General features: G+C 66.0%; 12 protein-coding genes. 7 read left to right on the forward strand and 5 right to left on the reverse strand.

Annotated elements, in window-relative coordinates; all coding sequences use genetic code 11:
- Nucleotides 1-17: 17 nt before the first annotated feature.
- The 6 genes from lptF to rsmA are packed head-to-tail and all read left to right on the forward strand — an operon-like array spanning nt 18 to nt 7,755.
- Nucleotides 18-1,199: an LPS export ABC transporter permease LptF gene (gene lptF, locus G7044_RS14250; protein ID WP_166330026.1), complete on the forward strand. Its 1,182-nt coding sequence runs from the start codon at nt 18-20 to the stop codon at nt 1,197-1,199.
- Nucleotides 1,196-2,293 (forward strand): LPS export ABC transporter permease LptG, encoded by a 1,098-nt coding sequence (gene lptG / locus G7044_RS14255; protein ID WP_166330029.1) that lies wholly within the window; start codon nt 1,196-1,198, stop codon nt 2,291-2,293. The genes lptF and lptG overlap by 4 nt, the downstream gene beginning before the upstream one ends.
- Nucleotides 2,293-4,638, forward strand: coding sequence for an LPS-assembly protein LptD (locus G7044_RS14260; RefSeq protein WP_235931323.1), 2,346 nt, complete (start codon nt 2,293-2,295; stop codon nt 4,636-4,638). Before lptG ends, G7044_RS14260 begins: the two co-directional genes overlap by 1 nt.
- 33 nt (nt 4,639-4,671) lie before the next feature.
- Complete coding sequence (locus tag G7044_RS14265; RefSeq protein WP_166330033.1) at nt 4,672-5,940, forward strand: peptidylprolyl isomerase; 1,269 nt, start codon at nt 4,672-4,674, stop codon at nt 5,938-5,940.
- A gap of 4 nt (nt 5,941-5,944) precedes the next feature.
- On the forward strand, nt 5,945-6,910 hold the full coding sequence (gene pdxA, locus G7044_RS14270) for a 4-hydroxythreonine-4-phosphate dehydrogenase PdxA (protein ID WP_166330035.1): 966 nt from the start codon (nt 5,945-5,947) through the stop codon (nt 6,908-6,910).
- Entirely contained in the window at nt 6,907-7,755 is an 849-nt protein-coding gene (rsmA, locus tag G7044_RS14275) for a 16S rRNA (adenine(1518)-N(6)/adenine(1519)-N(6))-dimethyltransferase RsmA (RefSeq protein ID WP_166330037.1), read from the forward strand. The genes pdxA and rsmA overlap by 4 nt, the downstream gene beginning before the upstream one ends.
- Before the next feature lie 168 nt (nt 7,756-7,923).
- On the opposite strand, the gene G7044_RS14280 is transcribed toward rsmA, so the two are convergent.
- From G7044_RS14280 to speB, 4 genes are all read right to left on the reverse strand, one after another.
- Nucleotides 7,924-8,733, reverse strand: a complete 810-nt coding sequence (locus tag G7044_RS14280; protein ID WP_166330039.1) for a DUF4167 domain-containing protein — start codon at nt 8,731-8,733, stop codon at nt 7,924-7,926.
- Nucleotides 8,734-8,962: 229 nt separating this feature from the next.
- Nucleotides 8,963-9,793, reverse strand: a complete 831-nt coding sequence (gene prmC, locus G7044_RS14285; protein WP_166330041.1) for a peptide chain release factor N(5)-glutamine methyltransferase — start codon at nt 9,791-9,793, stop codon at nt 8,963-8,965.
- Nucleotides 9,790-10,842: a peptide chain release factor 1 gene (gene prfA / locus G7044_RS14290; RefSeq protein WP_166330043.1), complete on the reverse strand. Its 1,053-nt coding sequence runs from the start codon at nt 10,840-10,842 to the stop codon at nt 9,790-9,792. The genes prmC and prfA overlap by 4 nt, the downstream gene beginning before the upstream one ends.
- Before the next feature lie 9 nt (nt 10,843-10,851).
- Complete coding sequence (speB, locus tag G7044_RS14295) at nt 10,852-11,814, reverse strand: agmatinase (RefSeq protein WP_166330045.1); 963 nt, start codon at nt 11,812-11,814, stop codon at nt 10,852-10,854.
- 128 nt (nt 11,815-11,942) lie between these two features.
- On the opposite strand from speB, the gene G7044_RS14300 reads away from it, so the two are divergent.
- Nucleotides 11,943-13,025 carry a cytochrome-c peroxidase gene (locus tag G7044_RS14300; RefSeq protein WP_166330206.1) on the forward strand — a complete coding sequence of 361 codons (1,083 nt, stop codon included), beginning with the start codon at nt 11,943-11,945 and terminating at the stop codon, nt 13,023-13,025.
- Nucleotides 13,026-13,078: 53 nt separating this feature from the next.
- On the opposite strand, the gene G7044_RS14305 is transcribed toward G7044_RS14300, so the two are convergent.
- On the reverse strand, nt 13,079-13,828 hold the full coding sequence (locus G7044_RS14305) for a YceI family protein (protein WP_235931324.1): 750 nt from the start codon (nt 13,826-13,828) through the stop codon (nt 13,079-13,081).
- Nucleotides 13,829-13,957 lie beyond the last annotated feature (129 nt).

Raw genomic sequence — 13,957 nt, forward strand, 5'->3', positions numbered from 1 at the left:
CGAGGAAGCGACCGGACATGAAGCGCATCGACCGTTATATCCTGAAGACGATGCTGATCCTCTTCGGCTTCTTCGCCCTGGTGCTGGTGGCCGTCTATTGGGTCAACCGCGCGGTGTCCCTGTTCGAGCGCCTGATCGGCGATGGCCAGACCGCCATGGTGGTGCTGGAATTCACCCTGCTGACCCTGCCGGTGGTGATTTCCATCGTGTTGCCGGTGGCGGCCTTCGCGGCGACGGCTTACGGCACCAATCGGCTGTCGGGCGAATCCGAGCTTGTGGCCATGCAGGCCGCCGGCCTGTCGCCCTGGCGGCTGGCGCGCCCGGTGCTGGTTTTCGGGATCATCATTGCGTTGATGGTGGCGGCGCTGGTTCACGCGTTGGTGCCGATGGCGCGCGATCGGCTGGCCGAACGGCAGGCGCAGATCGCCGAGAATGTGACTGCACAGTTCCTCAATGCCGGGGTGTTCCAATATCCCGCCCCCGGCATCACCCTGTTCATCCGCGAGATCACCCCGCTGGGAGAGCTGGACGGGATGTTTCTGGAAGACGCCCGCAACCCCGCCGATGTCAGCAGCTACAGCGCCGAGCGCGCGCTGCTGGTCAAATCCGATACCGGGCCAAAGCTGGTCATGGTCAACGGGGTGATCCAGTCGCTGCGGCAGACCGAGGGCGCGCCGCGTCTGTCGGTCACCCGCTTCGCCGACATGACCTATGATCTGGGCGCGCTGATGGGCGCGTCATCGGCGCGGGGCCGTGACCTGCGCGACTATTCCACTGCTGCACTGCTGACCCCGGATCAGGCGCTGCTGGATGCGACCGGCGCCACCCCCGCCCGCGCACGGCTGGAGGCCCATTCCCGCATCGCCCAGCCCCTGCTGTCCCCGGTCGCGGCCATGCTGGGCTTTGCGACGCTGCTGGTCGGCGGATTTTCCCGTTTTGGCGTCTGGCGGCAGGTCGGCTGGGCCGTTGTGGCGCTGATCTTCGTGCAATTGCTGACGAACTGGGCCGCGAACCGCGCTGGCGACGACCCGGCCCTGTGGCCGCTGGTATACCTGCCCGCGGCGGTCGGCGCGGCGATCTGCATCGCGCTGCTGGCAATCGCTGCCGCGCCCAATCGGCCACTGCTTTCGCGCCTGCGCGGCGGTTCGAACAAAGCGCCGAGCGACACGGTGCGCAGCACGGATGGGGGCGCGCAATGATCCTCGCCCGCTATGTCGCCATCCGCTATCTTCGTGCCTTCCTGTTGCTGGCAGGCGTCTTTCTGGCCATCCTGTTGCTGATCGACATGGTCGAACAGATCCGCCGCTTTGCCGACAATGGCATCAGCATCGGTGGTGCCGCCCGGCTGTCGGCGCTGTCGGTGGCGGGAAGCTTCTATAACATCCTGCCGCTGATCGGCCTGCTTGCCGGGATCATGCTGTTTCTGAACCTGTCCCGATCCTCGGAAATGGTGGCGATCCGCGCCTCGGGGCGGTCGGGGCTGCGCACGGTGATGGCGCCTGCGGTGATGGCGGCGCTGATCGGTGTTGCCGCGGTGGCGCTTCTCAACCCGATGGTGGCCGCGACCGAGACACATTACTCGGCCGCAGTCGCCCGCATCGAATCGGGGGCCTCGACCGTCAGTCTGGGCGAGGACGCGGTCTGGCTGCGGCAGGGCATGGGCGATGATGGTGGCCAGATGATGATCCGCGCCGCCCGGACCAGCCCGGACGCGACCACGCTTTATGATGCCAGCTTCATCATCTACGACCCAGAGACCGGCCCCAAGACCCGGATCGAGGCACAGCAGGCCACGCTGTCAGGCGGGGAATGGCACCTGACCGAAGTGAAGGAATGGACGCTGGACGCCCCCAACCCCGAAGCCGAGGCGCATCAGCTGGACCAGCTGCAACTGCCGACCGAACTGACTGCCGACCGCATTCGCGACGGTTTCGGCAGCCCGCAGGCCATCCCGATCTGGGAATTGCCGGCCTATATCGCCGGGCTGAAGCGCGCGGGCTTTTCTGCCCTGCGTCATCAGGTCTGGATGCAGATGGAACTGGCGCTGCCGCTGACGCTGGCGGCGATGGTGATGATCGCGTCGGTCTTTACCATGCGCCACATGCGCGGGCGCAAGACCGGCGGTCTGGTACTGGGGGCCTTTGCGGCCGGTCTGGCACTGTTCTTCCTGCGCAACATGGCGCAAGTCCTGGGCGACAATGCGGGCGTCCCCCCTTCCCTCGCCGGCTGGGCACCCCCCATAGTGGGGATACTGTTCGCCGTCGGCATTCTGCTGCAACTTGAGGACGGATGATGAGCCGCCTGACTTTCGCATCGCTCTGCCTGGCGGCAGCGCCGGCCTTCGCGCAGGATATCGGGCAGGGCACCGATACCCGGCCGTTCTGGGAAACCGATCCAGCCTATCAGGATATCGACGGCCCGGCGCTGGCACCGACCGAAAACGCCGGCAGCAACGCGCCCCTGAACGACGGCACCGAACTCAGCCGGCTGACCGGATCGGTCCGCACCCAGCCGCAGACCGTCACCGTGGCCGGTGCCGATGTCCCGGACGAGGGCGGCGCGGCGACGCTGCTGGCCGATTATGTCACCCTGGAAAGCGACCGCACGCTGATCGCCTCGGGCGGGGTGGTGGTGTGGTATCAGGGCGCGCGTCTGGTGGCCGAGCGGGTCCGCTATGACGGCCAGACCGGCGACATGACCATCACCGGGCCGATCCATCTGACCCGCCCCGGCCTTGCCGGGACCAAGGACGACATGACCGCGTTCGCCGATGAAGGGCAACTGTCGCAGGACATGCGCGAGGGGCTGCTGCGCGGCGCCCGGCTGGTCCTTGCGCGCGAGATGCAACTGGCCGCGCGAGAGGTCACGATGACCGGCGGCGGGCGCTATACGACGCTCAACCAGGTGGTCGCGTCCTCCTGCCAGATCTGCGCCGAGGATCCGACACCGCTGTGGGAAATCCGCGCCCGCAGCATCGTGCATGACGACGAGGCCAATCAGCTGATCTTCCAGCACCCGCAGCTGCGCGCCTTCGGCCTGCCAGTTGCCGCCTGGCCGGGTCGGGTCACCGCGCCGGACCCCTCGGTCGAACGCATGTCTGGGTTTCTGGCACCGCGCTTCCGCACCACCTCCAGCCTGGGCTTCGGGGTGATGCTGCCCTATTTCCAGACGCTCGGCGACCATGCCGACCTGACCGTCACGCCCTATATTTCGGGCAGTTACACCCATACGCTGATGCTGCGCTATCGTCAGGCCTTCGCGAATGGCGCGACCGAATGGAACGGTGCCATCACCCGCGACGACATCCGCGAAGGCGAAACCCGCGGCTATCTGTTCGGCGCCGCCGCATGGGAATTGCCGCGCGGCTATACGCTGGGCCTGCAGGTACAGGTGGCATCCGACGACGGCTATTTGCTGGATTACGACATCACCGACGCCGACCGGCTGTGGAGCGGGCTGACCCTGGAACGGGTGACCTCGGACAAGCTGGTCTGGGCGCGCGTCGGCAATTATCACTCGCTGCGCGATGACGAAGACAACTCGACCTCGCCCGCACAGGTGGCCGACCTGATGTGGATCCGCCGCTGGCGCATGGGCGGCGGCGAGGCCGGGCTGGAATGGTCGGCCCATGCACATCGCCGCCCCTCTGACGAGGATGTGATCGGGCGCGACATGGCGCGCGCCTCTTTGGCCTTCGATTGGCAGCGCACGGAAATCCTGCCGGGCGGCATCGTCGGCACCCTGGCGACAGGGATGGGGGCGGATTACTACACCATCCGCGACGACAGCCGCTATTACGGCTCGGTGACACGGACGACGCCCTGGCTTTCGGCCGAGCTGCGCTATCCGCTGACCGGCAGCGATGGCCGCGCCTCCTATGTGCTAGAGCCGGTGGCGCAGCTGGTCTGGTCGCCGAAATACAACGACAATGACGTCGACATCCCGAACGAGGATAGCCGTCAGGTCGAATTCGACGAGGGCAACCTGTTCGCGCTGTCGCGCTATCCGGGCTGGGACGCGCGCGAGATGGGGTATCGTGCCAATCTGGGCGTGACCTGGACGCGTTTCGATCCGGCAGGCTGGCAGATGTCGCTGGCGGCAGGCAGGATCTGGCGCGACGACGACGATTCGGCCACCGACACCCCCATGCTGCTGGACGGAACCCGATCGGACTGGTTGATTGCGGGACACTATTCGGATGTCTCGGGCCTCAGCCTCGCCAACCGGGCGCTGCTGGACGACGACATGCAGATCACCCGCGACGAGTTGCGCATCGGCTGGGCGCGGTCCGACCTGCAACTGAGCCTCGGTTATCTTTGGATGAAGGCGGACCAGTTCGAGGACCGTGACAAGGACCTGTCCGAACTGACCGCCGAAGTCGGCTGGCAGGTCGCCGCTGGCTGGTGGGCCACCGCCCATGCGCGCCACGACATCGAGGAAAGCCAGGCGCAGAAGGTCGGGCTGGGGATGACCTATCAGAACGAATGTATCGCGGTCGAAATGGCGGCCTCGCGCCGCTTCACCGATACCGAGGAAGTCGACCCGGAAACCGATTTCGACCTGTCGATCCGGCTGGGCGGTTTCGGGCAGAAAACAGGCGGCAAGGGCACGGTGGCGCGGCGCGCCTGCATGCGCTAGATTGGCGCAAAATTCAAAAGGGGGCATGGGAACATGCGGCAGCTTCTTCTTTCCGCGGCACTCTGCGCGGCCTTCTCCGGGATCGCCTTCGCGCCCCTGAAGGCACAGGATTTTTCGCCAGTCGTCTACGTCAACAACTCTGTCGTGACGCGCTATGAAATCCAGCAGCGCGCCCGCTTCATGGCTGTGCTGAACGCGCCCGAACAGGGCGAGGCAATGGCCGAAAAGCTGCTGATCGAGGACCGCCTGCGGCTGGAAGCCGCGCGCCAGATCGGCGTCGAGGTCAGCGATGTCGGGCTGGAGGAAGGCCTGGCCGAATTTGCCGGCCGCGCCGGCATGTCCACGGGCCAGTTCATTCAGGCGCTGGAAGGCAGCGGCGTCGACCGCCAGGCCTACCGCGATTTCGTCAAGGCCGGGGTGGCCTGGCGCGAGGTCGTGCGCCAACGTATCGCGCCTGCCGTTTCGGTTTCCGATGCCGAGGTGGATCAGGCGATGAAGCGCATTATCGAAACCCCGATCGTCACCAGCGTGCTGCTGTCGGAACTGATCATCCCGGCCCCGCAAGGCCAGGAACGCGCGGCGATGGAACGCGCCGAAAACATCGCAGCCACCGCCCGCAGCGAGGGCGCATTCGCCGAGGCCGCGCGCCGCTATTCCGCCACGCCGACCGCGGGGCGTGGTGGCCGGCTGGACTGGATGACGGTGGAAAACATGCCGCCCAGCCTGCGCGGGATCGTGCTGGGGCTGAAGCCCGGCCAGATGACGCCGCCGCTGACCGTGCCGGGCGCGGTGGTGCTGTTCTATATGCGCGACACAAGGGGCCAGATGCGCCCCGGTGCGTCCGAACAGATGCTGGACTATCTGGCCGTCACCTATGCCACCCTGCCCGAGGCGCAAAGCGTCGCAGCGCAGGCCCGCAGCTGCGGCGATCTGTACACCTTCGCCAAGGATCTGCCCGACGCGCAGGTCCGCCAGCAAACCGCCAGCCAGGGCGCCATTCCGGGCGATATCGGCGTGCTGCTGGCCAGTCTGGATGAAAACGAGGCGACCGTCTTTAATCGCGGCAATGCGGCCGAGGTCGTGATGCTGTGCGACCGCACGCCCGCGCTGCTGACCGGGCTGGATGGCGGCCCCGTTCCCACCGCCACGACCGACAGCGACGGCGCCACGGCCGAGGCAGATGCCAACGCCCTGCCCGAACGGGCCGCCGTGCGGGACCAGATCTTCAACCGCAAGATCGGCCAGGCCGCCGATGCGTTCCTGGCAGAACAGCGCGCTGATGCCGTGATCCGCCGGCGGTAACGGAATGCGCCCGATCATCGTCACCTGTGGCGAACCGGCCGGCATCGGCCCGGAACTGGCGCCGAAGCTGCTGGCCTCGGGCGTTCCCTTCGTCTGGCTCGGCGATCCGCGCCACCTACCGACAGGCACCGAATGGGCCGAGGTGACAGACCTCTCGACTTTGCCCACCGGCATGTTGCCGGTGCTGCGCCACGACTTTGCCGCCCCCGCCACACCCGGCCAGGCCGAGCCTGCGAATGCGCAGGGCGTGATCGAGGTGATCGAACGCGCCGTCTCGCTGACGACGGCGGGGCAGGCCGCCGGCATCTGCACCCTGCCGATCAACAAGAAGGCGCTGAAGGACGGCGCGGGTTTCGCCTTTCCCGGCCATACCGAATTCCTCGCCCATCTGGCGGGCGGGGTGGATGTGGCGATGATGCTGGCCTCGACCACTGTGCAACCGCCCTGCCGGGTGGTGCCCGCGACCATCCATATCGCGCTGGCAGACGTCCCCTCAGCACTGAGCCCCGCCGCATTGGAAAGCGCCATCCGCATCACCCATGCCGCAATGTTCCGCGATTTCGGGCTGTCCACGCCGCGCCTCGCGGTGGCCGGTCTGAACCCCCATGCCGGCGAGGGCGGCGCCATGGGGACCGAGGAACTGGACTGGATCGCCCCCCTTCTTGACCGGCTGCGGACCGAGGGGCTGGATATCTCCGGTCCGCTCCCCGCCGATACCATGTTCCACGCGCCGGCCCGCAGCCGCTGGGACGCCGCCATCTGCGCCTATCACGATCAGGCGCTGATCCCGATCAAGACGCTGGATTTCGCCGGTGGCGTGAATGTGACGCTGGGGCTGCCCTTCGTGCGCACCTCGCCCGACCATGGCACCGCCTTTGACATCGCGGGCCGCGGCATTGCCGATGCCGACAGCGCCATCGCCGCGCTGCGCATGGCCTGGGACATGGCACAGGCGCGGGGCACCACATGAGCACGATCGACGGCCTGCCCCCCCTGCGCGAGGTGATCGCCACCCACGACCTGCGGGCGAAAAAGCAGCTGGGCCAGAACTTCCTGCTGGACCTGAACCTGACAGCCAAGATTGCCCGGCAGGCGGGCGATCTGACCGGAACCGACGTGCTGGAAATCGGTCCCGGCCCCGGCGGTCTGACCCGTGGCCTGCTGGCCGAGGGCGCGCGCCATGTCCTCGCCATCGAAAAGGACGAACGCGCCCTTCCCGCACTGGCGGAAATCGCCGACGCCTATCCCGGCCGACTGACTGTAATCCACGGCGACGCGTTGCAGGTTGACCCGCTGGCCCATTTGACGCCGCCGATCCGCATCGCCGCCAACCTGCCCTATAATGTCGGGACCGAGTTGCTGGTGCGCTGGCTGACCCCGCCGGAATGGCCGCCCTTCTGGCAGTCTCTGACGCTGATGTTCCAGAAGGAAGTCGCCGAAAGGATCGTCGCCAAGCCCGGCAGCAAGGCCTATGGGCGGCTGGCGCTGCTGGCCCAGTGGCGCACGGATGCGCGGGTGGTGATGAGCCTTCCACCCGAGGCCTTCGTACCGCCGCCAAAGATCCATTCCGCCGTCGTCCACCTGACCGCCCTGCCAGAGCCGCGCTATCCTGCCGACCCGGCCGTGCTGTCGCGGATCACCGCCGCCGCCTTCAATCAGCGGCGCAAGATGCTGCGCAGCTCTCTGAAAGGGCTGCACCCGCAGATCGAGGCGCTGCTGGAACAGGTCGGCATCCCACCCACCGCCCGCGCCGAGGAAATCGGGCTAGAGCAGTTCTGCGCCCTCGCCCGGACGCTGGCGGCCAACCCGTCCTGACGGTTGCGGCGCGGACCCGCTGCGCAAGCGGCGGCGGCGTCCCCGAACCTGCTTGCACGTCTGCTGGACGCCCGCCACGCTTCGCAATTCTGATCCCAGAAAGCGCACCCGACACGCCAAAATGAAAAAGGGCCGCAGTTGCGGCCCTTTCATCAGCTTGTTCAGGCCTTAGCCCTGACCGCCGTTTTCGGCAGCCGGGGCGCTTCCCTCGGCTCCATCCGCTGCTGGTTCCGCACGGGGGCGGCGCGCACGGGGTGTGCTGGCCCGAGGGGCGGCTTCGGTGCGCGGGGCACGCGGTGCGCGTGGGGCACGTTTGGGCTTCGTCTGGTTTTCCGGGGTGTCGACCGGCCCGTCATTGTCGCCAATGGCGTCGGGCAATCCGGTTGCGGCGACCTCGGCATCTGCAGGCGCCGCTGCGGGTGCCGGCGCAGGAGCGGGTTCGGCGCGATTGTCGGGACGATTATCAGGGCGCGGTTCGCGGCGGCGGTCACGCTGTTCGCGCGGCTCTGCCTCGTCACGGTCGCCGCGGTCCTGCCGTTCGCCGCGGTCCTGACGTTCGTTGCGGTCTTGACGCTCTGCCCGATCCTGCCGGTCATCGCGGCGTTGGTTGCGATCGTCGCGTTGGTCGCGGGACTGCTGGTCGCGACCGTTATCGTCGCCTTCGTCCCGGTCGTCATCGCCGCGATTGTTGAAACCTTGGTGGTTGTTCTGCTGTTGCTGGCGTTCAGCCTGTTCGCGCTGCGCCTCGCCCAACATGCGGGTATAGTGTTCAGCGTGCTGCAGAAAGGCCTGTTCGGCGACACGGTCGTTCGACAGCTGGGCATCGCGCGCCAGCGCCAGATATTTTTCTATGATCTGCTGCGGAGTACCGCGGACCTTGCCTTCGGGCCCCGAGGAATCAAATACGCGATTAACAATATTGCCGAGCGAACGCTGACGGTTCGACTTCGAACGCGAACGGGATTTCGATGATCTCATTTGCCTGACTTTATCCAGTCGTCTGGAATTACATCCCGCCACCAACAATTTGCGCTAACCCCGTTCAGCGCGGTTCCCCGCATCCAAGGTCTGGCAATGTCGTGGCTGGTTCATGCGGTGGACCCTGTCCCCGGCACTTGTTTCGAATAAACACGGCTTATCGCCATATACAAGGGAAAAATTTCAGATCCTTTGGCATCCGGCACAGATTCGGCGGATTTCGGTCTTTTCAACCCGGATTTGCGCCGAAATGCGCCCGAACCACACGATCACGGCCACCCAGATCGGGCAGCACGGCGACCTCGGCCCCGACGGCCGAGAAAATAGCGGCCACGTCGCGGCCCTGCTGCCAGCCGATCTCTACCAGCACGTGCCCGCCCGGCGCCAGATGCGCCACCGCCCCCGCCGCAATGGCGCGGTAAGCCGACAGGCCGTCACCAAAATCAGTCAGGGCCGAATGCGGCTCCCAGTCCCGCACCTCTGGGGACAGGTCAGGCATTTCCGACAGCGCGATATAAGGCGGGTTCGAGACGATCAGGTCGAAGGTCCCGGTCACCCCCTGAAACCAGTCGGCGCGTTTAAATGCCGCATCCACGCCGATCTGCGCCGCGTTGTCGCGCGCGACCGCCAGCGCGGGTTCGGACATATCGGTCCCGAGGCCCTGTGCCCCGGGCCGTTCCGCCAGAAGCGAGATCAGGATTGCGCCGGTTCCTGTGCCCAGATCAAGGACGCTGCTCCACGGCAGTTTCAGCGCCGCCTCGACAAGCGCCTCGGTCTCGGGGCGCGGGTCCAGCGTGTCGCGGGTCACCGCGAAATCATGCTTCCAGAAGGCCCGCCGCCCGATGATCTGGCTAAGCGGCTGGCGCGCCGCACGTGCCGCCAGCATTTCGTCCAACGCAGCCCGTTGGTCCTCAGGCATGGGCGCGCCCAGCACGATCCGGTGGCGGGCATTGCTGCCGATCAGGCCGGAAATCAGCGCCCAGGCCTCGCGCCGGGGATCGTCCAGCCCGGCCTCGGCCAGTCGAGCCGACGCCCCGGCCAGCCAGTCCTGCCAGATCATTCCTGCGCCGCCAGTTTCTCGGCCTGATCATGGGCGATCAGCGCGTCAATGATCTCGGTCAGGTCGCCGGCGATGATCCGATCCAGCGCGTAAAGCGTCAGGTTGATCCGGTGGTCGGTCATCCGGCCCTGCGGGAAATTATAGGTGCGGATGCGCTCGCTGCGGTCGCCGCTGCCGACCTGGCTTTTGCGGTCGGCGGCGCGTTCGCTGTCGGCGCGTTCGCGTTCCATGTCATACAGCCGGGCGCGCAGCACGGCCATGGCATTGGCGCGGTTCTGGTGCTGCGATTTCTCGCTGCTGGTGACGATGATGCCGGTGGGCAGGTGGGTGATGCGCACCGCCGAATCGGTGGTGTTGACGTGCTGCCCGCCCGCGCCGGATGACCGATAGGTGTCGATGCGGATGTCGTTTGCCGGGATGTCGATATCGACCTCCTCAGCCTCAGGCAGAACCGCCACGGTCGCCGCCGAGGTGTGGATACGCCCGCCCGATTCGGTTTCGGGCACGCGTTGCACGCGATGCACGCCGGATTCGTATTTCAGCCGGGCAAAAACGCCCTCGCCTTCGATCCGGGCCGAGGCTTCCTTGACCCCGCCCAGCTCGGTCTCGGCCAGTTCCAGCATCTGAAACTGCCACCCCTGCGCTTCGGCATAGCGGCGATACATCGACAGCAGGTCGCCGGCGAAAAGCGAGGCCTCGTCGCCCCCCGTGCCGGGGCGGATTTCGATGATTGCCGGCCGGGCATCGGCGGCGTCCTTGGGCAGAAGTGCGATGCGCAGGGCCTGTTCCAGATCGGGCAGCGCGGCTTTCAGGCGCTGGATCTCTTCCTCGGCCAGTTCGCGCATGTCGGGATCGGCCAGCATGGCCTGCGCCTCGGCCAAGCCATCGCGGGCGGCGCGCCATTCGGCGATCTGGGCCACGATGGGGCGCAGATCGGCATATTCGCGGCTGATCGCGGCGATTTCATCCGGCGACGGGCCGGCATTCAGCTTGGCTTCGAGAAACTCGAAACGCTGGGTGATCTGGGCAAGGCGGTCTTCTGGCAGCATCCGCTGGGCTTAGCGCCGCCGCGTCCAGCCGTAAAGGCAGATCAGTTCTGTCGCGACATGCGCGCCCGCAATCGCCGTGGCCCCGGTGGTGTCATAAGGGGGCGAGACCTCGACCACGTCGCCGCCCAGCAGGTTGACGCCCGCAAGCCCGCGCAGCAGCGCCGCCGCCTGCCAACTGGCCAGCCCACCCCAGACCGGCGTGCCAGTGCCGGGCGCAAATGCCGGGTCGAGCGCGTCGATGTCGAAGGTGATATAGACGGGCCGGTCGCCCACCACTTCGCGGATACGCGACAGCGTGGCATCAATGCCGTCGCGATGGACGGAGGGCGCATCAAGGATCGTTACCCCCAGCGTATCGGGGTTCTCGGTCCTTATGCCGACGCTCACGGACGCGCCGGCATCCACCACCTCCTCGCGGATGGCCTTGTACAGGAACGTGCCGTGGTCGATCCGGTCAGGGTCGTCATCGGCCCAGGTATCGGAATGGGCATCGAACTGGATCAGCGCGATGGGTCCGTGACGTTTGGCATAGGCGCGCAGGATCGGCAGGGTGATGAAGTGATCTCCGCCAAGCGTGATTGTGCCCACGCCCTGATCCAGAAGCCCGCCGATATGGGATTCGATCCGGGCCGGAACCTCGCGGGTATTGGCGTAATCGAAAGCCATGTCCCCGGCATCGGCAATCGCCAGTTCTGTCAGCGGATCATAGCCCCAGCCGTAAGGCGGATCATAGGGTTGCAGGGTCGATGCCTCGCGGATGGCACGCGGCCCGAAGCGGGTGCCGGGACGGTGCGTCACCGCCTGATCGAAGGGAATGCCAGTCACCGCCAGATCGAAACCCGCAAGATCCTTGGTATAGCGCCGCCGCAGGAACGAGGTCGCGCCACCAAAGGCGTTTTCAAAGCTGAGCCCGCGCGGATCGTCGCGCGTGAAGGCCTGATCGACCTGTTTCTTTGCGTCTTCCAGCGCCATGAGCCACCCCGCAGAAATGCGACCTTTCCGTGCCGATATTGATCTGCGTCATGGCCGGCTCGTCAAGAAGCCACATATCGTCCTGACCGGAAACGCGAGCCCCAGGGTAAAACCAAGGAGCCGTAATGATGAAATTCCGCATTTTTCTGCTGACAGCCAGCGCTGTCGCGGCATTGCCCGCATTTGCGCAGGAAAGCCCTGTCACCGATCTGGCTGCGCTGCGCGACGAGGCAGCCTCGCTGTTCGAGCCGATCCCCGAAACCCCGCAATCCATCGCCAATCCCGAGGGTGGTGACAGTCAGGCACTCGATCCCGCCCGGATCGAACTGGGCAGGAAGCTGTTCTTCGATCCGCGCATGTCGGCATCACAGCTTATTTCCTGTCAGACCTGCCACAATGTCGGGTTGGGCGGCGTCGATTCGCTGCCGACCTCGATCGGGCATGGTTGGCAGAAGGGGCCGCGAAATGCGCCGACAGTACTGAACTCTGTCTTCAACATCGCGCAATTCTGGGATGGCCGCGCGCCCGACCTTGCCGAACAGGCCAAGGGGCCATTGCAGGCCTCGGTCGAGATGAACAACACGCCCGAACGCCTGTTGGAAACGCTGAACTCGATGCCCGGCTATGTTGCAGAGTTCTCCGCCGCGTTTCCGGGCAGCGGTGATCCGGTCAGTTTTGAAAACTTCGCCGAGGCCATCGAACAGTTCGAGGCCACGTTGATTACGCCCAACGCGCCATTGGACCGATTCCTTGCGGGCGACGACGCGGCACTGACGAAACAGCAGGCGGCCGGGCTGCGCGCCTTCATTGATACCGGCTGCGTCGGATGCCACGCCGGCCGGAACTTCGGCGGCGATAGCTATCACCCGTTCGGGGTGGTCGAAAGACCCGGCGGCACGATCCTTCCCGAAGGCGACAAGGGTCGTTTTGCCGTTACCGAAACGGCAGATGACGAATATGTGTTCCGCGCCGCGCCACTGCGCAATGTCGCGCTGACTGCGCCCTATTTCCATTCCGGCGCGGTCTGGGATCTGGCCGAGGCGGTGCGGATCATGTCATCGTCCCAGATCGGAACAGAGCTGACCGACGAACAGGCCGGCGATATCGTCGCATTCCTTGGCGCGCTGACAGGGGATCAGCCGTCGATTGAACACCCGGTCCTGCCGCCACGCAGCGACGCCACGCCCGAACCCATTTCGATGGTCAGATGATTTGACATGCAAAGGGGGCGTCCGGGGACGCCCCCCAATATCCCTGTGCGGGTTCAGTCCTGCTGCTTTGACGCCTCGACCTCGATGTCGATCTCCAGTTCGTCATCCACCGCCGGCGCCATGGCCCCGAGGTTGAAGTCAGAACGCTTCAACTCTGTCTCGATGCTGAAACCGACCGTCGGCGCCTGGGTCATCGGGTTTGCACCGGCGCCGTTGAATTCGACCTCCAGCACGACGGGCTTGGTAATGCCGTTCATCGTCAGATCGCCGGTTACACGGGCCTCGTCATCGTCGGTCGCCTCGACACTGGTGGACTTGAACGTGACCAGCGGGGCATCGCCGGTGACGTTGAAGAAGTCGGCCCCCATGACGTGCTTGTCCAGATCGGCGGCGATGGTGCGCAGCGACGATAGCGGGAAAGACGCCTCGACCGAGGATTTCGACGGATCGGCCGGATCCAGCGTGATCGAGCCCTCGATCCCGTTCACGAAACCATGCGAGGTCGAAAAGCCCAGATGGTCATAGCTGAACACCGCCTGGCTGTGCGCCGGATCAAACGCATAGGTGCCGGCATCCGGGATCGTCGCCGATGATCCGGGTTTCAGCATGGTCGCGGGGGGCGCAGCTGCATCTGCCGCAGGAGCTTCAGCCGCAGCCTCGGCAGATCCGGCATCGCCAGCGGGCGCCTCGGCGGCGGGCGCCTCGGCAGGGGCAGCGGCATCCTGCGCGGCCAGGGGCGGGGCGATCACCAGCGCCAGCAGCGAGGCGGCACCGAACATGGTCTTGTCGAATGGCTTGAACATCAGATATCTCCTGCAAAATCGAAACCGGAACGGTCGCGGCGACGCCATGGTTCCGACCCTGACGCAGCCGTGATCCGTTGCGCGAATCGCCTTGCATTGCCGGATTTCACCGCTATAAAGCCGCATCCT

This window comes from Paracoccus xiamenensis (assembly GCF_011308835.1).
Lineage (GTDB): Bacteria > Pseudomonadota > Alphaproteobacteria > Rhodobacterales > Rhodobacteraceae > Paracoccus > Paracoccus xiamenensis.